23 protein-coding genes are annotated in these 25,677 nt (G+C 35.7%); 14 read left to right on the top strand and 9 right to left on the bottom strand.

All coding sequences use genetic code 11. From position 1 onward, the window contains the following. Nucleotides 1-99: 99 nt before the first annotated feature. A complete protein-coding gene (locus B5D82_RS12645; protein WP_157673895.1) occupies nucleotides 100-1,278 on the top strand; it encodes a hypothetical protein in 1,179 nt (392 codons plus the stop codon). A gap of 61 nt (nucleotides 1,279-1,339) precedes the next feature. On the opposite strand, the gene B5D82_RS12650 is transcribed toward B5D82_RS12645, so the two are convergent. Together B5D82_RS12650 and tolC are read right to left on the bottom strand one after the other, a co-directional pair. Next, nucleotides 1,340-1,951, bottom strand: a complete 612-nt coding sequence (locus B5D82_RS12650; RefSeq protein WP_081151996.1) for a PEP-CTERM sorting domain-containing protein — start codon at nucleotides 1,949-1,951, stop codon at nucleotides 1,340-1,342. A gap of 482 nt (nucleotides 1,952-2,433) precedes the next feature. Then, the gene (gene tolC, locus B5D82_RS12655) at nucleotides 2,434-3,795 is read right to left on the bottom strand and encodes an outer membrane channel protein TolC (RefSeq protein ID WP_081151997.1); all 1,362 of its coding nucleotides are present in this window, start codon (nucleotides 3,793-3,795) and stop codon (nucleotides 2,434-2,436) included. A gap of 174 nt (nucleotides 3,796-3,969) precedes the next feature. Here tolC and B5D82_RS12660 point away from each other — a divergent pair, with 174 nt between their 5' ends. From B5D82_RS12660 to parC, 9 genes are all read left to right on the top strand, one after another. Further along, entirely contained in the window at nucleotides 3,970-4,605 is a 636-nt protein-coding gene (locus tag B5D82_RS12660; RefSeq protein ID WP_081151999.1) for an NUDIX domain-containing protein, read from the top strand. Further along, entirely contained in the window at nucleotides 4,606-5,064 is a 459-nt protein-coding gene (locus B5D82_RS12665) for a DUF1249 domain-containing protein (RefSeq protein ID WP_081152000.1), read from the top strand. A gap of 4 nt (nucleotides 5,065-5,068) precedes the next feature. After that, nucleotides 5,069-5,839 (top strand): metallophosphoesterase, encoded by a 771-nt coding sequence (locus B5D82_RS12670; protein ID WP_081152002.1) that lies wholly within the window; start codon nucleotides 5,069-5,071, stop codon nucleotides 5,837-5,839. Between the two features lie 23 nt (nucleotides 5,840-5,862). Continuing rightward, nucleotides 5,863-6,462 (top strand): YqiA/YcfP family alpha/beta fold hydrolase, encoded by a 600-nt coding sequence (locus tag B5D82_RS12675; protein ID WP_081152003.1) that lies wholly within the window; start codon nucleotides 5,863-5,865, stop codon nucleotides 6,460-6,462. Further along, complete coding sequence (parE, locus tag B5D82_RS12680) at nucleotides 6,463-8,352, top strand: DNA topoisomerase IV subunit B (RefSeq protein WP_081152005.1); 1,890 nt, start codon at nucleotides 6,463-6,465, stop codon at nucleotides 8,350-8,352. It abuts the gene before it with no gap. A 123-nt stretch (nucleotides 8,353-8,475) separates the two neighbouring features. Continuing rightward, nucleotides 8,476-8,883 (top strand): VOC family protein, encoded by a 408-nt coding sequence (locus B5D82_RS12685; RefSeq protein WP_081152006.1) that lies wholly within the window; start codon nucleotides 8,476-8,478, stop codon nucleotides 8,881-8,883. Between the two features lie 129 nt (nucleotides 8,884-9,012). Beyond that, nucleotides 9,013-10,929, top strand: coding sequence for a GGDEF domain-containing protein (locus B5D82_RS12690; protein ID WP_081152008.1), 1,917 nt, complete (start codon nucleotides 9,013-9,015; stop codon nucleotides 10,927-10,929). Then, nucleotides 10,922-12,190, top strand: coding sequence for a GGDEF domain-containing protein (locus tag B5D82_RS12695; protein ID WP_081152009.1), 1,269 nt, complete (start codon nucleotides 10,922-10,924; stop codon nucleotides 12,188-12,190). The genes B5D82_RS12690 and B5D82_RS12695 overlap by 8 nt, the downstream gene beginning before the upstream one ends. A gap of 139 nt (nucleotides 12,191-12,329) precedes the next feature. Beyond that, entirely contained in the window at nucleotides 12,330-14,618 is a 2,289-nt protein-coding gene (gene parC, locus B5D82_RS12700; RefSeq protein ID WP_081152011.1) for a DNA topoisomerase IV subunit A, read from the top strand. A 543-nt stretch (nucleotides 14,619-15,161) separates the two neighbouring features. Here parC and B5D82_RS12705 read toward each other — a convergent pair. From B5D82_RS12705 to B5D82_RS12730, 6 genes are all read right to left on the bottom strand, one after another. Continuing rightward, on the bottom strand, nucleotides 15,162-15,848 hold the full coding sequence (locus B5D82_RS12705) for an RloB family protein (protein ID WP_157673896.1): 687 nt from the start codon (nucleotides 15,846-15,848) through the stop codon (nucleotides 15,162-15,164). Beyond that, nucleotides 15,838-17,178, bottom strand: coding sequence for an AAA family ATPase (locus tag B5D82_RS12710; RefSeq protein ID WP_081152014.1), 1,341 nt, complete (start codon nucleotides 17,176-17,178; stop codon nucleotides 15,838-15,840). The genes B5D82_RS12705 and B5D82_RS12710 overlap by 11 nt, the downstream gene beginning before the upstream one ends. Nucleotides 17,179-17,461: 283 nt before the next feature. Then, nucleotides 17,462-17,689 (bottom strand): tyrosine-type recombinase/integrase, encoded by a 228-nt coding sequence (locus tag B5D82_RS20330; RefSeq protein ID WP_081152015.1) that lies wholly within the window; start codon nucleotides 17,687-17,689, stop codon nucleotides 17,462-17,464. Nucleotides 17,690-18,156: 467 nt separating this feature from the next. Next, nucleotides 18,157-19,362, bottom strand: a complete 1,206-nt coding sequence (locus tag B5D82_RS12720) for a type II toxin-antitoxin system HipA family toxin (protein WP_081152017.1) — start codon at nucleotides 19,360-19,362, stop codon at nucleotides 18,157-18,159. After that, nucleotides 19,352-19,576 (bottom strand): helix-turn-helix domain-containing protein, encoded by a 225-nt coding sequence (locus B5D82_RS12725; RefSeq protein WP_216628992.1) that lies wholly within the window; start codon nucleotides 19,574-19,576, stop codon nucleotides 19,352-19,354. The genes B5D82_RS12720 and B5D82_RS12725 overlap by 11 nt, the downstream gene beginning before the upstream one ends. A 924-nt stretch (nucleotides 19,577-20,500) precedes the next feature. Then, nucleotides 20,501-20,722 carry a helix-turn-helix domain-containing protein gene (locus B5D82_RS12730; protein WP_081152020.1) on the bottom strand — a complete coding sequence of 74 codons (222 nt, stop codon included), beginning with the start codon at nucleotides 20,720-20,722 and terminating at the stop codon, nucleotides 20,501-20,503. A gap of 126 nt (nucleotides 20,723-20,848) precedes the next feature. On the opposite strand from B5D82_RS12730, the gene B5D82_RS12735 reads away from it, so the two are divergent. The 4 genes from B5D82_RS12735 to mobV all read left to right on the top strand — a co-directional run bounded on the left by B5D82_RS12735 (nucleotide 20,849) and on the right by mobV (nucleotide 25,176). Continuing rightward, the gene (locus B5D82_RS12735) at nucleotides 20,849-22,015 is read left to right on the top strand and encodes a site-specific integrase (protein WP_172820645.1); all 1,167 of its coding nucleotides are present in this window, start codon (nucleotides 20,849-20,851) and stop codon (nucleotides 22,013-22,015) included. Continuing rightward, entirely contained in the window at nucleotides 22,012-22,845 is an 834-nt protein-coding gene (locus B5D82_RS12740; RefSeq protein WP_081152024.1) for a hypothetical protein, read from the top strand. The genes B5D82_RS12735 and B5D82_RS12740 overlap by 4 nt, the downstream gene beginning before the upstream one ends. Beyond that, on the top strand, nucleotides 22,826-23,650 hold the full coding sequence (locus B5D82_RS12745; RefSeq protein WP_081152025.1) for an HD domain-containing protein: 825 nt from the start codon (nucleotides 22,826-22,828) through the stop codon (nucleotides 23,648-23,650). The genes B5D82_RS12740 and B5D82_RS12745 overlap by 20 nt, the downstream gene beginning before the upstream one ends. Before the next feature lie 224 nt (nucleotides 23,651-23,874). Then, on the top strand, nucleotides 23,875-25,176 hold the full coding sequence (mobV, locus tag B5D82_RS12750) for a MobV family relaxase (protein WP_081152027.1): 1,302 nt from the start codon (nucleotides 23,875-23,877) through the stop codon (nucleotides 25,174-25,176). 285 nt (nucleotides 25,177-25,461) lie between these two features. Here the strand turns inward: mobV and B5D82_RS20250 are convergent, their stop codons facing one another. Continuing rightward, entirely contained in the window at nucleotides 25,462-25,593 is a 132-nt protein-coding gene (locus tag B5D82_RS20250; RefSeq protein ID WP_281255927.1) for a hypothetical protein, read from the bottom strand. Nucleotides 25,594-25,677 lie beyond the last annotated feature (84 nt).

Here is a 25,677-nt window from a genome sequence, read left to right on the forward strand (position 1 = left end):
AAACTCAACCCTCAAAAGGGGCAGCAAAATAGCCAAGTTAATGTTCAGCTTTTCATTACATTAATGCGAAAAGGTATCATTAATGGCTTAGTAGATACCTTGGAAATTGCGCCAAAAACAATTTATGGCAGAATAGCCTTCTTTCATCAGCAGTGTCTTCAATTTGAAGAATACCATACCCAAAAAAACCTCCATAAATTAAAGGGTAAGACACTTAACGTTAGTATGGATAAAATGAAATTTTATACTAATTGGAGAAAAGGTGGTGAAAGCAAAAGGATCGGTTTATCAAACTTATGTAGTGTTGAAAATGATACTCGCTTTGTTTTATCTAGCACATTGAATCTTGATCACACTTCTGATGATAAATTTATCAAACGTGAAGCCCGTAAATATAAAGATTCAGAAAAAGATAATTATAAACGAAGATATGCTCAGTATGTTATCTCTAATAATGATAGCTCACTAAAACCAGTAGAAAATGACGAACTAGCTACTAAAACGCCTGAAAGGTATTTGCTAGTACATCAAACCTATGTGTTATTAACGCACCTTGAAAAATTAAAACGATTTTATAATACGGTTGATCATGTAAATTTATTTGCCGATAACGATTCTGGCTTTGAAGGGGCTATACCTGCTATTTATCATGATTTGATAAAACAAGAACGGCTAACCGCGATACTGCTACGGAAATCTAAAGGGGTAAGTGATGAAAAAATTAAATGTGCAGACATCGAGCAGTTTTTAGTAAATTTAGCTCCAAAAGAAAATGTTAAATCACAATGGTATCGTCATCACGATATTATGCCAGCAACGCAAGATGTTGATTTCAAATTATTAACTCCTATTGATACAACCGCTTATTATAATGTTTCACTGCATGGTGTTGATAACTATTTTCAAATGTCACGTAGACGGATCAATATGGTGGAAAGACCGCTACCAACAGCAACGAGTAGTAAAAAATGGAATGGTTACGGGGCTTATAACCCCAAATATGTTGCCATGTTGTTAGATATTTTTAGGGTTTATAATAATTTTGTTTTAACCAATGAAAAATCACTCACTAAGAACAAATTTAAAAAGAACCAAGTCCCTAAAACACCAGCACAACACATGGGATTAGTTGATAACACGTTTAATGTGCAGGATATCCTTGAATTTAGCGTTGAAAGGTTGACTATCGTTAGAAAAATAAAGGAAAAATCGTCTATTAAGTCGAGCATCAAACCAGAGGTGTTTGAAGTTAATATTGAGCCTGAATATATCTCTTAAATTGTCAATAAAAAAGCACCTGCAATATAAGGTGCTTTTCTTGTTGGGATGTACGAAGGAATTATTGCTTTTTAAATCGTCTAGCCGCCAATCCCATTATACCTAGAGCAAAAATAGCTAAAGTTGAAGGTTCAGGAACTGCTGTGGATGATGAATTATTAAACTGGATATTATCAATTAAAGCCGAACCAGAATTACTAGCAACTTGAATTTCATCAAATAAGATACCTGTAAATCCGTAAAACCCTTGTGATGAATTGTTGGCAGAAGTGCTAGTTGAAAACGATTCAACCAATACCCCATTTAATAAAGCGTTAAATGTCGTTGTTTGAGGATTTGTAGCCAAGCCAAATGCAGCTTCGGTTTGATCATCACTAAAAAAGATTGAAAACGGATTAATAACTGGAGTGAAATTTCCAAGGTAATGACCTGAGATACCAGGAAATGAAGATGAACCCTGAGCATCGTATTTCAGACCACTAGTAAATGTTAACCCTAGACTTGCATACTGAGTGTCTACAACAGTATTTCCTGCAAATACAATCTCATCAAAAGTAATTGTATTATCTGATGAAGTTAAGCCAAAATTGTTTATTATTAATCCTGCATTTGCAATGCTACAAACAGTCAACATCAAACCTGCCGCAGCAGCCCGTAAAAATTTTAATTTCATGAAATATTCCTTATTAATCACTTTTCATTGATTTTGGATTGGTAGTGTAAAAATAAATTGTTATTAATTTATATATAAGCAATTATTAAGCCAGCTAAAAAAAATACTTATTTTTCAGGTGGTTGGTGTAATTTGGAATTAAGGGTAATTGACTTTTGTAAAAAAAACCGACACTAAACATATAAAAATCAATCAGCTAATGGAGGGGCAATAAAAAAGTTAATAATTGTAAGAGGTTGATATTATTGAATGGATATTTTGGCTGTGACAAGGTAATTAATTGTAATTATTCAAAATTATTAGTGATACGCATTAAGTTTTTATGAGTATAATTATTCTTATAGAATGTTTTTATTGGCTTTAACTGTTAACTGTTATTTGTTAATTAATTGGAGTGATATTATCACTCCAATTAGTTAGTCCCTCACATTAAATACTGCTTTTTTGATGCTAGTACTTATCACTTCAATACATGATAGGTTTTATAGCGTGGCCGTTAACCCTTGGTTAATGTCCGCTAAATCTTGCTCAGTAATCGTTCCGCCAGCGCGTTTTAGTGCTAATACATTTTGAATGTAATCATAACGAGTAGAAGATAAGTTACGCTTGGCGTTATATAGGTTTCTGGTGCTGTTAAGTACATCAACAATAGTACGTGTACCCACTTCAAAGCCTGCTTCAGTTGCTTTTAATGCGCTTTGTGCGCTCACTACTGATTGCTCTAATGAACGTATGGCTGATACTGCTGCGATTACCGTATTATATGCGTTACGTGTGTTTCGTACTACGTTGCGATATGCTTGTTCCATATTCTGGCTCGCGGCAACATAGTTGCTTTGTGCTTGACGTACACTGCTTGTTATTCCGCCGCCGGAATAAATAGGCACAGATAAAGCAATGCCAATTGAGTGACTATCTAGTGATGGGTTATTAAAATTAGTACCGTTGACTTCATTATCTTGATCGCTGCTACCGTAGCTGCCAGTTAAGCTTAATGTAGGGTAATGACCAGATCTAGCAATGTTAATATTTTCTTTGGCAATATCAATACTTATTCTTTCTGCGATTAATTCTAGGTTTTTAGCTTCTGCAGTTTGTTGCCATTCGTTAGCACTATCAGGAAATGGACGAGAGGTACTAAAGCGCTCAGTATTTAGAATATTTAAATCACGAGGATAAATATTGGTGATAACACGTAAAGCTTCTTCGGCATTAAATACTTTATTTTCTGCTCTGATTTCATCCGTTACGGCATTGTCATATTGCGCTTGTGCTTCATGAACATCGGTAACCGCAGTTAAACCAACAGAGAATCTTTGTTTAGTTTGTTCTAACTGGCGTTCGATAGCTGTTTTTTCAGCAATGGAAAACTCTAAATCATCTTTAGCGCTTAATACCTGAAAATATGCTTGCGTTACGCGGACAATTAAATCTTGTTTGGCTAACTGATAAGTAACATCACTTTGGTGGGCAACTTTCTTGGCATTATCGAGTTTTAACCAAGAGCTATGATTATATAACTGCATGTCTAAATTAATACCGTAGCGAGTCGTATCACTTTTATTCGTCAGAAGTAGGCCTGATGATTGGCCAGTATCTGATGTAGGAATAAATTCACTTTCGCTTTCTGTATAGCTTGCTGATGCACTTAATTGTGGCAATAATATAGCTCTCGCTTGTTCAATACCTTCTTCTGTCGCTAAAAATTGCGCATGCGCTCTAAGAACAACCGGATCATTGTTTTTTGCTTGCTGATATACTGACAGTAAATCTTCGGCATTAGCTAAAGAGCTACTTGCAGCACATGCAAAGCCAATAAATAGTGCGGTTATTGTTTTTTTCATCTTGAAGCGATTCCTGTAATAATGAACTTGCTATTATCTTTCTAATTGTAACTATCTTATCGCGAATAGGGAATTAGCTAAATAAAATAAGTGTTTAGGGAGGTATTCTAGTGTAACAAAATGTTAAGTGCGAGTGAATCGAAAATTATATATTTAAACAGAAGAGAGTTAATCATGAGTATGACCAAAGATCCTTTATTACGCTTTAGTTTAGCTGATGTAGAGGTAGTTGAAAAATCAAGAAAATATCAAGGTTTTTTCGCTATTGATGAGTATCTATTTCGTCATAAGCTTTATGCGGGGGGCTACAGCAAAGTATTAAAACGAGAGGTTTTTGAACGAGGAGATGCTGTTGGATTATTACCTTATGATCCGAAAACAGATTCGGTAATATTAATTGAACAATTTCGCTCAGGCGCATTGCGCAGTAACACAGGTCCTTGGCAATTAGAGCTCATTGCCGGTATGTTTTCAGAAAATGAAATACCACTAGACGTCGCGATTCGCGAAGCAAAAGAAGAGGCTGACTTAGATCTAGCGCCTGATAAAGTGATTAAAGTGATGAATTACCTTTCAAGCTCTGGCGGCATGAGTGAGTGTATCCACCTTTACTGTGCATGTGTAGATAGCGAGAATGTTTCTGGTGTTTATGGATTAGAGTCCGAAGGTGAAGATATTTTAGTTCACGTGGTTGCACGAAAAGATGCGCAGAAATTACTTGAACAGGGAAAGATACTTAATGCTGCCACTATTATTGCGTTACAATGGTTAGATCTAAATCTTGATAAGCTTAAATCAAGCTGGAAATAAATGTCTGTTGTTGCAAAAAAATATCGTCCACATTTACCAACTTTAATGTCCTTGTTTGAGGTCAATTATATGTTGCTGCTGCGTGTACTTGCTGATAAAGAATTGGCAGGAGAGCAGCGCTGTTTCTTTATTTCTGACTTTTTAAGTTATCGAGTTCAGATTAATGAAGTCACAAAATACACAACATTACTGACGATTAACCAAGAAGCAAATATTCACGGCTATAATTTAACCGAATTATTTCGTCCGAAAATGGTGGTTCGCTTGTATCATGACGCCCGCATGGCTGAAGTGATCAGCAATCAAGATGTAAAGCAGATACAGCCACGTTATGATTACCCCAATGACAAAATGCATTTACCTGATGAGAAACAACAAGTGAACTATTTTTTAAAAGAGTGGTTACAGCTTTGTTTACAATTAGGCCAAGTGCATATCAATATGACTAAAAACTCTTAAGCTAATGTTACAGAAAATAATCCCTAAAGCACTTACTGTTGCGCAATTAAGTGACAGCCACTTATTCGCAGATCGCAATGGCAAACACCATCAAGCGAATGTATACCAAAATTTAAAAAATGTACTGTTGGCAATAAAAAAACAGCCATTAATTGATGCCATCGTTTTCACAGGTGATTTAACGCAAGATCATACCGCAGCATCTTATGAACTGTTTGTTAACGCTTTTGAAGAATGCGAAATTACCACGCCGGTCTATTATGTGGCGGGAAACCATGACGAACCAGCACTGCTAAAAAAGTACCTTGCCAGTGCGCCATTTTGTCAAGATAGCGTAATCGAAAATGATTATTGGCAAGTGCTGTTGTTAGAAAGTAAAAGTGCTACCCCCGCAGGTATTATTGATGAAGTGGAATGTGATAGGGCAGGCAGTATAATTAACTCAACCAAATCGCAATTGCTGTTAACACATCATCATGCTGTTGATGCTGGCTTTTTTATCGATCATCATGGCTTGCTCAATAAAGCACCTTTGCAACAATTGCTAACCGAGTATCCTTCAATTAAAGCACTTGGTTGCGGTCATATTCATCAAGCGTTAACTTTGCCGGTAAAACTGCCAGATAGAGAGATAAATTTATATGCCTGTCCTGCGACATCAATACAGTTCGATGTAAATTCAGAGACTGCGAAGTCGAATGGACAACCACCGGGCTATCAACTATTTACCCTTACAGAGACAGGCGAAATAACCTGTAAGGTGTTCTTTGTCTAAACATAAAGAGAAAATAAGTCACAATGATTAATATTTTATATATTCATGGTTTTAACTCATCGCCACTATCGATGAAAGCGGAGAATACGCGAAAATATTTTGCACAAAATTTTCCTGAAATAAATTTTCACTGTCCCCAAATAGCGTCTTCACCCAATAGCGCTATTAAACAACTTGAAGATATTATTGCGCTGGAACCTAGTGCTACCTGGTTATTAATGGGGTCATCTTTGGGTGGCTATTTTTCCACTTACTTAGCTGAAAAATATCAACTCCAAGCTGTGCTGATTAATCCAGCGGTTAAGCCCTTCGAATTAATGACAGATTATCTCGGTGAACAGGTAAACCCTTATACCAAAGAGCGCTATCAAGTTAACGTACAACATATAGTTGAACTAAAAGCGCTCGAACAGCAAAATATATCTAAAAATAATTACTTGGTCATGGTACAAACCGGTGATGAAGTGTTAGATTACCAACAAGCCGTTGAAAAATACCGTCATTGCCAATTGGTCGTGGAGCAAGGTGGCGATCATAGTTTTATTAACTATGAAAATTCCTTGCCTAAAATCGCGTTATTTTTTAATTTACCATTATTACAGCCTAATGATCAGAACATATAAATGAGCGAACAATATAATTCCGACTCCATTGAGGTCTTAAGTGGCCTTGACCCTGTACGCCATCGTCCTGGCATGTATACCGATACCACGCGTCCTAATCATATAGGCCAAGAGGTAATCGATAACTCTGTTGATGAAGCATTAGCAGGGCATGCACAAAATATTACTGTGATTCTTGATAAAGACCAGTCATTAGAAGTTATTGATGATGGCCGTGGTATGCCCATTGATATTCATCCAGAAGAGGGAGTGTCAGGGGTAGAGCTTATTTTTTGTAAGTTGCATGCCGGTGGTAAGTTCTCCAATAAAAATTATCAATTTTCTGGTGGTTTGCACGGTGTGGGGATCTCAGTCGTCAATGCCTTGTCTACCCGAGTAGACGTGTCAGTTAGGCGCGACGGTAAAGTATACGAAATGGCTTTCGAAAGTGGCTATAAAGTAGAAGAGTTAAGAGAAACAGGTACCGTGGGTCGTCGTAATACCGGTACACGTGTGAAATTTTGGCCAGACGCTAGTTATTTTGATTCTGCCAAGTTTTCAGCTCGAAGACTCGTACATTTATTAAAAGCTAAAGCTGTACTTTGTCCCGGATTAACCATCAAGTTTCATGATAAAAACGAAGATGAAAAATATCAATGGTGCTACGAAGATGGTTTAGTCGATTACTTAAAAGAGTCGGTTAAAGGTTATGAAAGCTTGCCGGAAGAACCTTTTGTTGGCAGTTTTAGCTCGCAACATGAAGCGGCTGACTGGGCGGTGACTTGGTTACCAGAAGGTGGCGAGTCAGTTGGTGAAAGTTATGTAAACTTAATTCCGACAGTACAAGGCGGAACGCATGTTAACGGGCTGCGCCAAGGCCTATTAGAGTCAATGCGTGAATTTTGTGAATTTAGAAACTTGATGCCACGAGGTGTTAAGTTAACGCCAGATGATATCTGGGATAAGTGTTCTTATATTCTTTCAGTGAAAATGGAAGACCCGCAATTTGCCGGTCAAACTAAAGAACGACTTTCTTCTCGCCAATGTGCCGCATTTGTTACTGGGGTAGTAAAAGACTCTTTTAGTTTATGGTTGAACGAGCATACAAGTATTGCGGAAACATTAGCTGAATTTTGTATCTTTAATGCTCAGCGCCGTTTACGTGCTAGCAAAAAAATTATTCGTAAAAAAGTCACCCAAGGCCCCGCTTTACCTGGTAAGTTAACTGACTGTGGTAGCCAAGATATTTTGCGTACTGAGCTTTTTTTAGTTGAGGGTGACTCGGCTGGCGGTAGTGCAAAACAAGCACGAGATCGTGAAATTCAAGCCATTATGCCGCTGCGTGGTAAAATTTTAAATACTTGGGAAGTTGACTCAGGACAAATATTAGCTTCAGAAGAAGTGCATAATATTTCTGTCGCTTTAGGTATTGACCCTGATAGTGATGATTTGACGGGACTACGTTATGGTAAAATTTGTATTCTTGCCGATGCCGACTCCGATGGTTTACATATTGCGACCTTACTCTGCGCGTTATTTACCCAACATTTTCTGCCTTTAGTACAAGCTGGGCATGTTTATGTTGCAATGCCGCCACTGTATCGTGTTGATGTGGGTAAAGAAGTATTTTACGCACTAGATGAAGCAGAAAAAGACGGTATTTTGGACCGTATAGAAGCAGAGAAAAAGCGCGGTAAAGTCAACGTACAACGATTCAAAGGTCTAGGTGAAATGAATCCATTACAATTACGTGAAACTACCATGGATCCGAACACGCGTCGCTTAGTACAGTTAACCGTAGACGACCATTCAGAAACTATGGAATTGATGGACATGTTGCTCTCTAAAAAGCGGGCAGGCGATCGGAAAGATTGGTTGCAATCTAAAGGTGATATGGTTGAATTGGATTGATTCTTCATCGCTCAATTAACAATGAGCAGTTAACTAATCAACTTGGTATTACACTAATTTAGCATGAATTAAAAAAGGTATAGCCTCTAGACTATACCTTTTTGCGTTTAATAAGGAGAGTTTATGATAGAGCATCGTCTTTTACGCAGTATATGTCATGCGTCTGTAGGCACTAATGACTTAACTGGGGCCAAATTATTTTACACGCCAATATTAGCCATTTTGGGTATAGAGTTGGTCAGCGAATATGAACACGCGGTGGCATACGGTAAAGGCTATCCTGAATTTTGGCTGCAACAACCTTTTGATAAAAAGCCGGCAACAATGGGTAATGGTGTTCATTTTGGTTTTGTGGCCTTAAGTAAAAAACAAGTTGATGACTTTTATCATTGCGCAATTGCCTTAGGCGGACGTTGTAATGGTGAGCCAGGGGCAAGGCCAGAGTATGGTGACCCTTATTACGGTTGTTTTATTATTGATCTTGATGGCAATAGAATAGAAGCTAGTTATTGGCAAGTGACTGAAAAATAATATTAAAAAATATGTTAGCATGTTATTGTCATCGTAATATTTTTCACTAAAAATAATAGTTTATTATTTACACTAATTCGTTTTATACTGTAATTTGTACATTATCGCGTAAGCTGTTGGGGCGAAAATTTGTTGAAAAGCGTTGTAAAATTAATCTTTCAAAATAGTGCCCCCATTCTGTTTATTTTATTGTTAATATCTTGTAAATCAAACGCTTTGCAGTCACTAACGGATAATGACTTTAATACGTTTTTGTTACGGGCAGAACAGCTCAACAACAGTGATCCCAAAGCCGCACTAATTTTATTAAATAAGCATAAAGAAGCATTAAACACCCAACCCATCACCAACCAAGTGAATTACTATCGTATTCAGTCTGCGGCGTATGCCGATCAAGCCCTTTACAGCTTAAGCGAAGCATCGTCAGAGCTAGGATTACAACTTGCTAAGAAAATGAATAATCCGAGCATATTTATCGCAGACCTTGCATATACAAAAGGTTTTTCAATGGAGAATCTTGGTGATTTCGACGGTGCTTTTCAACTTTATCAAAACGGTTTAGACGTCGCTCGGTCAATGAATGATCAGGAACTAACCGCTCGAGGGTTGATCAATATTGGCGCGATATTATATTTAAAGAAAGATTACAAACAATCACTCATCGTTCTTAATCAGGCATTACAAATTGCTGATGAATTATCAGATGATGCCTTGTTAGGTGATATTAATAGTGAATTGGGCATTTTATACAGTTATATAGGTGAGCAAAGTCAAGCTAACACTTATTTTGAACAGGCTTATCAATATTTTAAGAAAGCAGGTAAGCATAATTATGCGCTTAATAGTTTGAATAATGTTGCGATTAATCATACGAACCAAAAGCTTTATGAACAAGCTATCAAAGTTAATCGAATACTGGAAAGTGAAATTCAACCTAATACGAGTAATCAATTTATTGCCAGCATTTATCGAAATTTATCGAGAGCGTTGTTGAAAAAAGCAGAGCCAGATATTGAAAATGCTTATCGGTATATTATTCTTGCGGGCGAGTATGTTAAAGAGGTTGAGCAGCACTTTGTAAAGCTGCAATATCTGATAGAAAAAGCTTTTATACTTGAAAAAATGGAAAACTATCAAGAAGCATTACTAAACCTAGAGCAAGCGCAAGTTTTACTCGAAGGGAAATCGAGCGATGTTTATGATACCAGCGCGTTAAATTTACTCGATTTAAGTGCTAGATTACATTACGCTTTAGGTCATTATAATCAAGCATATAAAATTCAATCACAATATTTTATTCAGTCTATAGCTTACAAAAAGGTACGTGAAACCACCGAAATTGATGAATTAAGATTACAATATGAAAGCGAAACGGCTCAACGTCATAGAATTATACTAGAGAAAAAACAACGGTTACAAAACTTGCAGTTACAACAAATGACACTTGCTGCTAAGAATCGTCAAGCACTTGTGGCTGTGTTAGCGGTTTTTACGTTGGTATTGGCATGGTGTTTGTTTCGAATTGTTAAAGGCCAAAGAAGGTTAATTCGTGCAACGCGAACTGATATTTTAACCGGGGTAGCAAATCGTCGTAGGTTACTCGAATTAGGCGAAACATATTTCTCGACAGCGAAATCGAAAAATCAGGCTTTTAGTATCTATATGATAGATATTGATTTCTTTAAGCATATTAATGATCAGTTTGGACACAGCATTGGCGATAAAGCATTGCAGGAAGTTGCGCTACAAGGCCAACGTTTAATGAGAGAAAATGACTTCTTTGGCCGCTATGGCGGTGAAGAATTTATCGCGTTACTGCCAAATACCACTAAGAGTGAAGCCATTGAAGTGGCGCAGAACCTTAGAAAAAATATCGAAAGTGCGAAATGGAAAACTCAACAGATAAAGAAATTAACGATAAGCATTGGTGTTACTACTTTTGAGCAAGACAATTATGCTAACTTTTCAACTTTATTAAAAGCCGCCCACGAACAACTTAGCAAAGCTAAACAGTCGGGTCGTAATAAGGTTAGCTGTGATGAATAAAGTTATTAAGTTACGGGCCGCCGTATTTGTTGGCTTATCTCTATTAATAAACACTTTAGTCAATACTAGTGCAATGGCTGAAGAATCTCAGGATAAGCAACAGGGCGTTAATATACTAGAAAGCTCTGATGTTCAGCAGCAAGAGTTACTAGTAGATTTGGCTATAAATGCAGAAATATTATCGCTAATAAGCTTGAGTGAGCAAAACAAAACCGCCGCACAAATAAAATTATTAGCGTTGAATGAGTCTTCGTTGACGCTTAATGTTGCAGAGCAATACTTATTAAATGTTATACGCGGCAATATTGCTAACTTACCAGGTCAAGAGCATAAAGTGATTAATTGGCTCAATAAAGCGATAAAGCTTGAGTCATCGCTGGCTAAAAAACAACTCGATACTCCGTTATTTGCTAATACTTACTTAATACTAGCCAACATTTATGAAAAAAAAGGCGAAGCTCAGAAGGCTTATGACAGTAAAAAACAATACATTGAAAAGTATTTTTCGCATTTAAAAGAACAAAAAGAACATCGTGTTAAGCAATTAAATGAAAAATACAATATAGAAAAAAAGCGTGAAGAAAATGAATTACTTACCCAGAATAGCCAGATAAAACATTATGCACTAGCAAGTGCAGAGTCTGAACGCATTCAGCAGCATCGTAATATTACTATTTTTATTGTTGCTGGAATGGTCTTGTTTTTGCTGCTTTTACGACAGTTTAAAATTCGAAGAGCGTTAAAGTTGCTAGCAAAAAGAGATAGTTTAACGCGGTTGCCTAACCGTCGGTCTTTTTTTTCCAGTGGCGATACATATATGGCACAAGCACAGGCAGCTGATAAGGAACTGAGTGTTTTGATGATGGGCATCGATAGCTTTATAATGATCAACGATGAACTTGGTCATGATGTTGTCGACAAGGTTATTTGTCGTGTTGCGGCGTTAGCAAGTGAGACTATGCGCTCTAGAGATTTTTTCTCCCGTATTAGTGATGAAGAGTTTGCCGCCATTTTGCCTGATGCGAGCATTGAGCAAGCGCGTGCAATTGCAGAACATATACGTGAAAAAATTCAAAACGACACCAAGGACAATCAATTAAATAATCTTGAAGTTACTGTCAGTATTGGTATTGCTAGCATTCAAGATGTTAAAGGCAACTTTGATAACTTATTACATGCGGCAGATATGGCTATGTATCAAGCAAAAGCCAATGGTCGTAACCAAGTATGTAGCTATTCTACCGATATAAAAGAAAATTAAATTATCAAATTTCTATGACATTTATCGCCTAAAAGTGTTCTTTCCACCGGTATAATCAGCTAAGCTACCCCCAGAACAATAATAATAAAAGTTACGCTTAATAATTCGGCATTAATCGAACTTTTTAGGAAAATACTTCATGTCAGATGCAATCGACTTTAGTTTAGACGGTATTGAACAGCGCCCATTAAGACAGTTCACTGAAGAAGCATATTTAAATTACTCTATGTACGTCATTATGGATCGAGCATTACCGCATATTGGTGATGGCTTAAAACCGGTGCAACGTCGTATTGTTTATGCAATGTCTGAGCTTGGCTTGTCGGCATTAGCAAAATATAAAAAATCTGCCCGTACTGTTGGTGACGTATTAGGTAAATTTCATCCCCATGGTGATTCTGCTTGCTATGAAGCTATGGTATTAATGGCGCAGCCATTCTCATATCGATACCCGTTAGTTGACGGGCAAGGTAACTGGGGCGCACCAGATGATCCAAAATCATTTGCCGCCATGCGTTACACCGAAGCGCGTTTATCACGCTTTAGTGAAGTTTTACTGGCAGAATTAGGTCAAGGAACGGTTGATTGGTCGCCTAACTTTGATGGCACCATGAAGGAGCCTAAAACCTTACCTGCGCGTTTACCGCACATATTACTCAATGGTATTACCGGCATTGCGGTGGGCATGGCGACAGATATACCACCACACAATGTCAGAGAAGTGGCCAACGCGTGTATTCACCTTATTGAACAGCCCAAAGCCGAGTTATCGGAACTACTCGACTTTATCAAAGGGCCAGATTACCCAACAGACGCTGAAATTATAACGCCTAAAGCCGATATTGAAAAAATCTATCGAACCGGTCGCGGCAGCATAAAAATGCGTGCTGTCTATGAACAGTTGCATGGCGAAGTGGTCATTACCGCACTGCCTCATCAGGCATCAGGTGGAAAAATATTAGAACAAATCGCCAATCAAATGCAGGCTAAAAAGCTGCCAATGGTAGTTGATTTACGAGATGAATCTGATCATGAAAACCCAATTCGCTTAGTTGTTGTTCCACGTTCAAATCGTGTTGATATAGAACAACTTATGCAGCACTTGTTTGCCACCACAGATTTGGAAAAAAACTTTCGTGTGAATTTAAACATGATTGGTTTGAACAATAAGCCTGCCGTTAAAGATATCAGAACAATATTAAGTGAATGGTTAGAGTATCGACGTGAAACTGTGCGTCGTCGCTTACAATATCGATTAGATAAAGTATTGGCACGCCTGCATCTTTTAGATGGTTTATTAATCGCCTATCTTAATATCGATGAAGTTATTGAGATAATTCGAGGCTATGATGACCCGAAAGCGGAGTTAATCTCACGTTTTGAACTTTCAGAACGCCAAGCCGAATCGATACTAGAAATTAAGCTTCGCCAACTTGCCAAGCTTGAAGAAATTAAGATCCGTGCTGAGCAAGCAGAACTCAATATAGAACGTGAATACCTTGAGAAAATTCTGGGCTCTAAAGTTCGCATGAATACCTTAATGAAAAAAGAAATTCTAGAAGCCGCTGAAAAATATGGCGATGATCGCCGCTCAGTTATTGTTGAGCGCAGTGAGGCGAAAGCCTTATCTGAAAAAGATCTTATGCCAAGTGAGTCAGTGACCGTCGTTGTATCTCAAAAAGGTTGGGCGCGTTGTGCTAAAGGTCATGACATTGACGCAGGAGCATTAAGCTATAAGTCAGGCGATGAATATTTATGCTCAGCCAAAGGGCGTAGTAATCGCCCTGTGGTGTTTATTGACTCCGCGGGTAGGGCATATGCCACTGACGCCCATAGTCTTCCCACAGCGCGTAGCCAAGGTGAACCGCTAACTGGGCGTTTTAATTTGGCCAGTGGTGAATACTTTGAAAAAGTACTTATGGCCGATGACGAATGCCGTTACCTATTAAGCAGTGATGCAGGCTATGGTTTTGTTGGTAGCTTTGCCGATATGGTTAGTCGTAATAAAAATGGTAAGGCATTATTAAGTTTATCTGCGGCCGCGAAGGTGATGACGCCAAAAGTGATCAGCAATTTAGATACAGAGTTAGTGCTTTCAATTACTTCGGAAGGACGCATGCTGGTTTTCCCGATTAAAGACTTACCCATTTTAAGTAAAGGTAAAGGCAATAAAATCATTAACATTCCTACCGCAAGAGCAAAAGCGCGCGAAGAATATGTAACACTGCTCGAAGTTTTACCGCCTGATAGCGCTGTTACCTTGCATGCTGGTAAGCGCAAGCTAACACTAAAAGCTAGCGATATTGAGCATTATAAAGGTGAGCGAGGTCGTCGAGGTAATAAACTACCAAGAGGCCTACAGCGGGTTGACCATATTGTTGTAGAACAGCCAGCTACGGATATTGAGACTGAAATCCCTGAGGTTTAATATCTCACTGTGATTACTTATCAAGCCTTAAGATTTATTTCTTAGGGCTTTTTTATGTTTGCCAGCTTGGCTGATTAAATTGATGGGGTGAATCAATGGGGTCAGAGTTGTTGGTCTTAGATTATTGTTGTGCAGTCATAATTTATTTTTATCAAAGAGCTATAGAAAACTAAGAGAAGGGTATGAATTATTATTGAATATTACAGCGACAATACGTTAGACATAAAAAAACCGCATTTAAGCGGTTTTTTCAATATAGACTGTGACCAATCTATTGCCAAATCTAAAAGTTACTAGGTATAACTAGTATACTAAAAAAGGACTTTATTTTGGTGGGGCGGGGGGGAATCGAACCTTTGTAAAACATAATTATATCAGTGCCTTAGTAGTGGTATTGGTAAAACAAGTTCTAAATGAAAATTTTATATATCTTTATTTAGGGAAAATATTTTTTGAATTAAACTAATTATCTAACTATAACCACTAAATGGATGGTTTAATATATAAAGTAGATATTTCATGATTTGTAAGTAAACTCCAAATTTATATATTAGGAATTATATCTCTTATTAAGTCACCTAGATTTGAGCCTAGGTTATTTATAATACTATCTTTATTATTAGTAAATAGCCTTTCTTGTTCTAAAGCTTTTCTAATGTTTTCAAGGCTAACTATATTAGTGTTAAATTTCCCTGCTTTTTTTGAATAACCATTTATTAATTGATTTGAAAGCTCTTTGTCGATGTAACGTCTCTTTTTAGAAGAGGTTTCCCATTTGTTTCTATATAAAACACCTTGGTCGTAAGTACTAATATCAACAATATGTAGTAGTAACCAAAACTCAAATAATGGATTGCAAATCGCTAAAAAATATCCCTTACTGTCACAAATAGGCATAATTTCTTTGATTTGTTTTTTACGAGCTTCATCATCACTTTCTGTATCACAGACTATCCATAATTTGTCATAATCTGATTTGTAATCATATTTATCTTTTATGAAGCTTTCCAAATTATCCATGACTTGCTGAGGCGCGCTTTTATTATCATCTTTAGGAACAACACCTATCTCTATTAATGCAGGTATATGTTCATTTAACTTCTTTTTTATTGTGTTAAAGTACTCAGGTTCAGTGTTTCTGCCTTCGCAAGAGATAATAATAACTATCTTAGGATTCTCCACTCCAACGTCATATATTGGCTCACCAAAAGCTCTATCTTTAAACCCCATTCTCGATATCCCTATCAATTTCATCAAATAACTTAAATATAGGGACAGCCCCATACCTACCTAACAAGTATGCTTTTTCAATTTTGCTATCATATCGAATTTTAAATTTATTTAGAGAGAATAAGTTTGACATACCTTCATCATTTTTCTCAACAAACCAAATTTCATCTCTTCTTAGCAGCTCTAAATCCAATAGAGTCGATTCATGAGTTGTCACAATAAACTGCGATTTTGATTTATTTAACTTGTAAAATAATTCGAAAAACTCTTTCGTCAATTTGGGGTGTAAACTCCTATCAAACTCATCGATGATTATTGTAAAATCCTCTGAAAATTTATTTATCAATGGAATGAAATCTAATAATCTTTTAGTACCATCCGATTCATCTTTTAATTCAAAAATATGCTTTTGAGTCTTACCATGTACTAAACCTAATTTTTTTACCTTAAGGTCACCAGAAATATCTTTGTAAACAGTTATAAAATAGTTTTTTCTTTCGTCATTTATGTATATCTCTTTAACATCTTTTTTCGACATTACAGCTTCAATTTCAGCTTTAAATTCTTCAGGCATATTTTTAAAGTTACTATCGAAATCTTCGTCAATACTCTCAATATCAACAATACCTGTATCAAATTTGCATAAATATTTAGAAAGGTTATCTGTATGATCATTGCTTATATGTCCCATTCCAGAAAATCTACTTTCAGGGTATAAAACTATTAATTTTTCATCAAACCAATTATGTAATGCATTGAAAATTTTAACGCCTTCGTATTCTAATTCTTTGTCTGCAATTTCAGTTAAAAACAATTGACTTTTTTGATTCTTCATATCGTCTTTATATATATCGAATCGAGCCCTAATTTCTGGATGTCTAAGTTGACTTCCAAATTCAATGTTAGAACCATTTTTTTGAAAAATTAAATTAGGTTTAGCTTTTCCAATTTCATAAAGCCATTCTTCTTGAATTTCTTTTTCTTTTAGTAATGAGCTGAAACCATAGGAATAAAAAAGCCCTTGCAGCTCTACTTCAAATTCAAATGTTGTTTTTTTAGTAAGGTGAGCATCATCTAGTCTAAAGTGTCTATTATATGTATCAACATCATTTAGACCTTTAGTTATAATTTTTTTAGCATAATCAATTGCTTTAATTAAATTTGATTTACCTGATGCGTTTGCACCATAGATTACCGCTGACTTTAGCAGTTTTACATTACTAAAATTTGTCACATGGTCAGGTAAAACTTCAGTTCGACTTGCTGTCATATCAAGACTTTGCTCACCTTTAAATGACGCAAAATTCTCCACAGTGAATCTTTTTAACACACATTTCCCTTATATATTGTATTTTTCAGAGATATATTCTCTAAGTAAGGTAAGTTTAACATCAAAGTTGGATAGTGCGAGAAAAATATTAAACTAGTTAATTTTATTTTTAACTTTCTAATTCAGGAAGTGATAATACTTAATTAACTTCTCAAAAGAATTATTTTTTAGCTACGAATTCATCATTTTTGGGGAGTGATAACAAAACCACAGAAAGATGCCACATCAGTTAAGCATAAATACTATTTAACTATTTTTTACTTGGTGGAATATAATTATCCTATTATTTGTTTTCAGGTATCCAACGTGCGTAAGTACTTAAAGTCATAGCTATATCACTGTGTCCTAATTGTCTAGCTACCCATGCAATAGGCTTATTTTCGGTCAGCATAGTTGAAGCATAGGTATGACGAGTATTGTATTGTTTACGAAACTTAATCCCTGATCTTTTAAGGGCAGGTTGCCAGCAATTATGATAAATAGCGCGATTATTAAATGGGGTCAGGTACACATTTAAATTTCAGACATAAAAAAACCGCAATTAAGCGGTTTTTTCAATATAGACTGTTATCAATCTATTGCCAAATCTAAAAGTTACTAGGTATAACTAATGGATTGAAAAAGGCCTTTATTTTGATGGGCGGGGGTGAATCGAACCCCCGTCCAAAAAACCTACATCTTCGGTGGATGTGTTAAGTATTTGATTGTACTTAAAGTAAATAATATTCTTTAAAATAGTCTTGTAGAGCTAGGTTAAAGTTGATCCACATTGTTGTGGAGCTATATACGAGCTTTAATATATCTGTGTTAAAACCTTGGGAAAGATATTATTGAAAACGAGCTTTTATCTATAATATTTTATAGAACTTAGTAGTTCGAGGGAAATCTTTGGATAAAACCCTCGTATCCTTCATCGACTATGATGCGAAAGAGCCTAATTTTTTGATTTTAAATTTTTAAGCCCTTCTTAGCTTAATACTAAGAGTGTAAATGAATAGGTATAACGGCCTTCAAACGCTCTAGATCGCCATCGCCAACGCCATGTTCTTTGAAGTAGTATGGCCATTGAGATACTAAGTCCAAGACCTCTTTGATAATTTTTTCTGCTTTAAAACGCTTTAAGCCAAATCGTTCTGATTGCGACAGCAAGTTTGCAATAGTCCCATTACGCCCATCTAGTCCAATACCAATTCCATGTTGATTATTTGCATTAATTGGAAGAACGTCATATGCAGGAGATAAACGCCAGTCTTTGTTTTTAAATGAATACAAAAATGCGTGATTACGAGTATGATCATCCGTATTGCCTATTAAAACGTTGAACACCATTCGATGGAATAATTCTGAAGCATCATCTGGAACGCTACTATGCTTCAAAATGAATTCAGATAAAAAACCGTAGCTATAACGTTCAACTAGCGAAGAGTTATTTACTGAACGTAAATTTATTAGTGAATTTGCACTAATAAAATGGTGAGTTGGTCGAGTACCTAACAAATCAAAACGCTCGACAAGTAATACATCTCCATTGTCTGTTTCTAATACTTTGGTAGTCGCAACTCGGCTAGTTAGTTCTTTCAACATATTCATAGAAGCATGTTCTACTTTTGCGTGATTAAATAAGTCATCTGGACGATTAAATTTCGCTAAATATGTGATGCCAGCATCTGATACAGTTGTTTTTGGCCTAGCTCCCCCCATACTTGAACCATATTCAAAAGCTTTTTTAGCTTCTATTGGAATTTCTTCATCATTTAATATGGCATCCTTAGCTTTTAGTAACATTGGAATATCGCCCAATGTATTTTTATTTACTTTTGATTTTGAAGAGCTACTAGAAAGACTAAAAACTAATGAACCAACACCCATACCTGCACCAGCTAGCAAAAATTCAATAGGATCTTTAGGTTTGGTTTTATGCAATGAAAGTATAATCTTCTCTCCCCAAGAATCAGCTCCAGCATCTAAAAGAACGCCAAATACACCTTTTTGATTGGTTGTTGAGAATATATTGCCATTAAGAGGTAAGTTAAGTGGGTCAAGTGCAAAAGCGTCATCTCTTAATAGATAGCTTTTTCCATATCGAAACTCACCATATTTTTTTTTAGAATCAAGCGTAACAACCCCACAAACGATAGGTCTATCTTCAAGGCCATCAATAAATACAAATGCTCTAGAAGTCATTGGATAGTTCCTCACGAGTCTTTCTCGATTTGCGTGAGCGGTTAGTTTCAAGTAATTCGAAACGTTCATTAACTGCTTCTTGTATTAGATCCGCTAAATCTAAAAAGGAGATTACTTTAAATAATGCTTTAGAATTCACTCCAATACCACGTTCAATAGATGATATTGTTGTACGACTTACACCTACTCTTTTTCCAAGTTCAGTTTGATCCATTGTTTCAGATCTTACACTCTTAACAAGCTTACCAATTGATATTAGTAGAAAATCAGTGTCTTTATGCATTATATTTAAATCATTGCCTGCTTATGCGTTAAATATAACTCATAAGTGTTGTTGTATCAATAATGATTTAAATATAATGCATTACCCCTTAATGCGTTATATTTAAATCAAAAGCTTGGGAAATCTACATGTCTAAATGTATTCAATGGGGTCAGGTACACATTAAACTCCAGACATAAAAAAACCGCCATTAAGCGGTTTTTTTTATCATAGTCTGTTACCAGACTATGGCCAAATCTATAAGTTACTAGGTATAACGAATAAACTAAAAAAGGACTTTATTTTGGTGGAGCGGGGGGGAATCGAGTTATAACTTTATCTTGTTGAATTTATTTGTAAATATTATCTTTTTGTTTTTATATATGCCTATTGGCATGCCTAAATATTAATGCTTATTAAAGAAAGCTAAATCGATAATTTAAAAATTTTAAATTTTTTACTCATCAAGATAATTATTTATAATAAGTACTAAATTTTCAATCTTGAAATCAAAAAACTCGCAAAGTTTATTGATCACACCAATCGTTGTTTAAAGTCGGAGGGAAGTTTAAATTCGCGACAAAGTATTTCTTGTCAATCCTGTTATCGTTGAAATTCCATTAATAGTGACGCTATCACACCAACAGCATAAATGGCTTTGCGTATATCATTAGGGTAGTTAAAAGGCATGCTGATGTATGAAAGTCAGTTAGATTTGGTTTCATTGAATAGGCGGCTTGCTTTGTAAACAATTCAACACTTTGTTATTTATAGCTTGTCGCTGAAATGGCTATAGTGAAAGTAGTGCACAATTGAAAGAGTTGTCATTTTATAGCACTGCTGTTGCGTTATTTACGAATAGGCCGAGTATTTGCTTTAGCCGATTTCGTGAATAAGCAAGTCACCTGGCGAACAATCAAAATAAGTACAAAGCTTGTCGATAATATCAGTATTAGTTCCCCGTGTAGGATCCTTCTTTATTCTCATTAGCGTTATTCGGCTAATACCTGACTCTTTTGCCACATCATCAATTGTGATGTGCCTTCCTTGTTCAGCGCTTTTTTCTAATAGATGTTGCGTGAAGTTTACTCTTATCATTGCAAATTAAGTCTATGAAGTTTTTCAGAATGATATCAAATATTTTGATGACAGACTAAATAATCGTTGACAAAGTATCATTTGTGATACATTATAGTATCACAAATGATACTTTTGGTGGCTAAGATGACAACTGTAAATGTAAGGAAAGAAACTGGAAAGCTTTATATAGACTTTCGTCATCTTGGTGTTAGATGTAGGGAACAAACAGCTATGAAGGATTCGCTAACTAATCGACGCAAGCTAAAAGCATTAATAAATAAAATGGACGCTTCAATGACTCTTGGCTGTTTTGATTATGCTGAAATTTTCCCGAACAGTAAAAAAGCCAAACTTTTTTCCAACGTTGTGAGTAATACCGCTAATGCAAAACGATTTGATACATTTTCGAAAGAATGGGTAACTGAAATGTCCCCATCGTGGCGATCTAGCTATAGGCAGACTGTTATCTATTTGGTAGATCAAAAGCTAAATAAGAAGTTTGGAGGGTGTTATTTATATGAAATATCCAAGGCGGATATTTTAAAATTTCGTTCTGAATTAATGAGAACTTCCGACAGTAATGCTATTCATTTCAAATCTAAACCATCTGCCTCGTACGTTAATAGAATTATAGGGATACTTTGTGCGATTTTGAATGAGGCAGCCGATAGGTTCGGGTTTTGTCGGCCAACGCTAGATATCAAGCGCTTAACTGTGAGAAAGCAAATGGTTGTTCCATTTAGTCTAAATGAAGTTTCGCAAATAATAAAAGGTTCTCCTAAAAAATTCAAAGACTACTTTATTGTAAGGTTTTTTAGTGGCCTTCGTACTGGTGAACTTCATGGGTTGAGGTGGAAAAATGTCCATTTTGACGACAAACAAATAATTATTAACGAAAGCATTATCAATGGTGTGGTTGGCATTACAAAAAGCCAGAGTTCCGATCGAGTTATACACATGACGGATATTTTATATTCAGCATTGAAGCGTTTGAAAAGGTTAAGTGAAACAAGCGAGTTTGTTTTTAATAAAAAGGGTAAACCATTAACACAAAGCTATATTACACAATCAATTTGGTATCCGCTGTTGGTGAAGTTAAATATTAATAAGCGTAGACCTTATAACAGTCGTCATACATGCGCGACATTATGGCTTGCATCGGGGGAAAATCCAGAATGGATAGCCCGACAACTTGGCCATCAAAGTACCCAAATTTTATTCGATATTTATAGTAATTATGTTCCTAATTTAACGAGACAAGACGGGCGTGAAGCGAATAAGCTTTTTAATCAACTAGAGGTAAACCTATGAGACATTATTATAAAACATTAGCATTACGAGATATTCAAAAGTTCAAGCGTATTCATGGTATTTACCGTGTAATTGATGCACAACACTATGACTTAATTGAGGGTTTTTTTTACCAACTAACGTTATGCGATGGTAAATCAAGAGTTCAAATGTGTACTGCTATGAATAGGGTTGAAAACCAAAACTTCGCTATAGGTGGCTTCGCATTTGTTGAAGCAATAAAGTCAAATTCAGTTTGGAGAGTCATATCAACTAGCATTATAAGTAGCCGTTTGGCGTTGGAAAATCAAGGGTATGCTTTCGATGAAAAACGTCTTGAACTAGCTTGCAAGCAATCGACTCGTGAGATATTTGAAAGTGTGAAGACAAAGAAAATCCTTAAGTTATTACAACTATTCGAATCGAGCTTAGCTTTGAAGATTAAGCAAGGAATTACAATTGATTTTTGGATCGAAAGTTCGGTCTGGCACTTCCTTCATAATATTGTTTCCATTAAGTTTGAAACACAATTAGAACATGACTATGCTATGGTTTTTGGCGGGCTATATGCACTGTTTTATGAGTATGTAGGTCCTTCTAAAAAGTTCGATATGACGGTTAATCAAGACATGAATTATCTTGATTTAGTAAATGAAATATCATTATTTCTTGCACGAGAATTCCCTGAGTTTAGTGATATGTTTATAAATATTATATGTGAGACTGAACCTTTAAATGTGGTTGGGAGTAAACTAGTTCAAACATCTTTTATCAAAGCTATTCAGATAGTATCTTTTCACTCAGTGTATTGTTTTGGGAGGGAAGTGAAAGATGAACTTGTTGCAGCATGAACTTGATTACTTTAAGGCATTTGAATTAGCTGTTAAAGCTCACTTACATCAACAAAGAAAAGGTGATCTTATGCCTTATATTAGCCATTTAAATCATGTTGTCAGTATACTAATACGTGCAGGTTATAAAGATAATAAATTGCTAATCTCTGCTCTTCTGCATGATGTTATTGAAGACACTGAAGTGACAGCGAGTCAACTTGAAATTGAGTTTGGAACTGAAGTAATGTCAACAGTGTTAGAGGTATCAGATGATAAAGGCTTATGCCTTGAAAGTAGGAAAAAAGCGCAATTAAAGAATGCACATTTAGCATCCAGAAATGCGAAACTTATTAAACTTGCAGACGGGATTAGTAATGCAACTTTATTGCCACCCAATTGGTCTATTGCTAAGGCTGAAAAGTCGCTTGCACATTTAAAATTAATCGCTGAAATTTGTGCTGACGTGTGCACAAAACTGCCTAAAATATTACTTGAAACAATTGACTCCACATTAAAAAATCATAACGATTTCGTGTCAAAAAAGTTACTTGAACTTGATGCTTGGTTGTCTGATAAGTGTATATACTTCTCCTTTAAAAACGATACCTTTTATTATGTAAAATCAAATTGTGACAATGACAGTTTTGGTTCTGAAATTACTGGTAAATATGGTATATGTCTACAGGTTTTACGACCAAAAAAACTCACAGTAATGACGGGAGAAAACATTAAAATAACAGTGAAATCGTCCATTGATGAGAAGGGGGTAAGTAACATTAAGAAACTCTTTTTAGCAGAGTGTTGTCGTGTTCAGATTTTATAACCGAATTATTATTGACAATATCCCACCTCAGGCCAGCCAAATAAGGTAGCTATTAATCTGGTCTCTTCTCTAAAGTCTAACACACAGTAGACTTTTAAAATGCGTCAAAAACAGCACTTCTATGAAATTTATCGAAACCAAGGTAAAAAAGTATAGTCATTGTGATAGGTTTTATTTAACGGCCAGCTAAGGTTATACACAGTTAATGTCTCTTGGAGATTATCATGGAAGATAGCAAAAAACTTTACAGCATCATTCGTATAAAAAAACTAAACAAGAGGGCACTCTTGTCTGCTGATAAGCACAACAAAAGAAAAATGAATGTTCCAAATGCTGATGGAACAAAGAAGATAAAGAGTATTTACTTTCGTAAAGAAGATGCGAGTGAAACGTTATTGGAAACAGCTTACTGTAGGATGGATGAACTCAATGTTTCAGCAAAAAGAAAAGACGCCATTTTTGCGATTGAATTATTGCTTACTGCCACACCTGAATATTTTATTGTCGATAAAGGAAAACCTTTTTCATTAGATAACGCTGATAAAGTTGCTTTACAAAAGTGGTACCAAAAAAGCATTGAGTGGCTGAAAGTAAAGTTTAAAAAAACACTCTTGCAAGCACAGTTGCACCTTGATGAGAGTTCACCTCACATACATGCTTTTTTTCTACCTGTGATTGAAAAAGTCGTTAGTATAAAACACTCAAATCACAGTCATGAAAATTCTGTTGAGTCTAGTTCAGTATTCGAGAATAAATTGTGTGCGAAAGATATTGTGACTAAAAGTTGGTTGTATACGCTTCATGATGAGTATGCTGGTGAAATGAAATCGCTTGGTTTAAAAAGGGGGAAACTGCATAGCCAAGCAAAGCATAGCGAACTTAAAGAATACGCGATCACCTCAAAGAAAATTGACTCTCAAAAACGTAGACTACTTTCACTTGAAAATGATGAAAAACCATTAAAAGAAAATAAAGAAAAACTTACGTTACAAGGGAAAAAACTGGAAAAAACAACTTCGTTATTGCAGCAAGAAATTTCAGAGTTAAAAGAGCAAGTTGAAGTATCAAAAAGTAAAGAAAAACAACTGAACAATGTGATTCAAAAAATGAAATGTGACTTAGTAATAATAAAAGAACAAATTATTTCTTTAAATCATCAGAAAGAACATGCGCTTAAAGAAGGGGAAGTTATTAAGCAGAAACTACATGACAAGAAACAAGAAGTGGATGGTTTGGAAGCCAAATATGATAAGCATTTTGTTTTTTTTAAACAAGTATCAATGTTAGCAAAAACCTACACTGAAGAAGTTGTTAATGCGGAGAATTTATTAGCTAACTTTTCACTGCCCCTAACACTCCAAAAACGTTTATTAGTTCCTCTTGACAAAATGAAAAAACTTTATGAAAACTATCTTGTGGGATCTAACGGTGAACAAACCAAAAAACTCAGCAATTACAAAGATATTCCTGGTAAAAGTAAAGTGATTGCAAATTCACCTGTACTAAAGCGTATAAAGCGATTCTAAAAGTGTCGGATTTGATTAGCGCTAAGGTATTTTTGAGGCGAGAGGTTTTGGTGATGCAGAAGGTATGAATATTGCTCAAATATACAGATTGAACTTAAAGCTACCAAATTAGCGCTATATTCGATAGTATCAATAAATAAAATAGTGCGCTACACCAATAAGTTAACTAATAAATCATTCATGATATGTATGGAACACAGCCTTAAATGAATATCACCCAAATCGAAGAAAATATAAAGCAACTTACCACTGACTTTCAAGATAAAAAAGTAGCGGACGAACAATTTATTTATGATTTTTTATTGGCTTCTTAAGCCAACTTATTGCAGCTTCAGGCTCTTTGAATAACTCACGCACCTCGGCGAGAATCCGAGGGTATTCGCTTAATAATTCTGATAACTCTTTATCTGCTGACATTTGAGTTTCCTCCGTTAAAGCACTACCTATATATTAGCTCATTATTCGATACTTTTAGTCAATATTAAATCCCACAAAATTTGG

Source organism: Cognaticolwellia beringensis (assembly GCF_002076895.1).
GTDB classification, from domain to species: Bacteria; Pseudomonadota; Gammaproteobacteria; order Enterobacterales; family Alteromonadaceae; genus Cognaticolwellia; species Cognaticolwellia beringensis.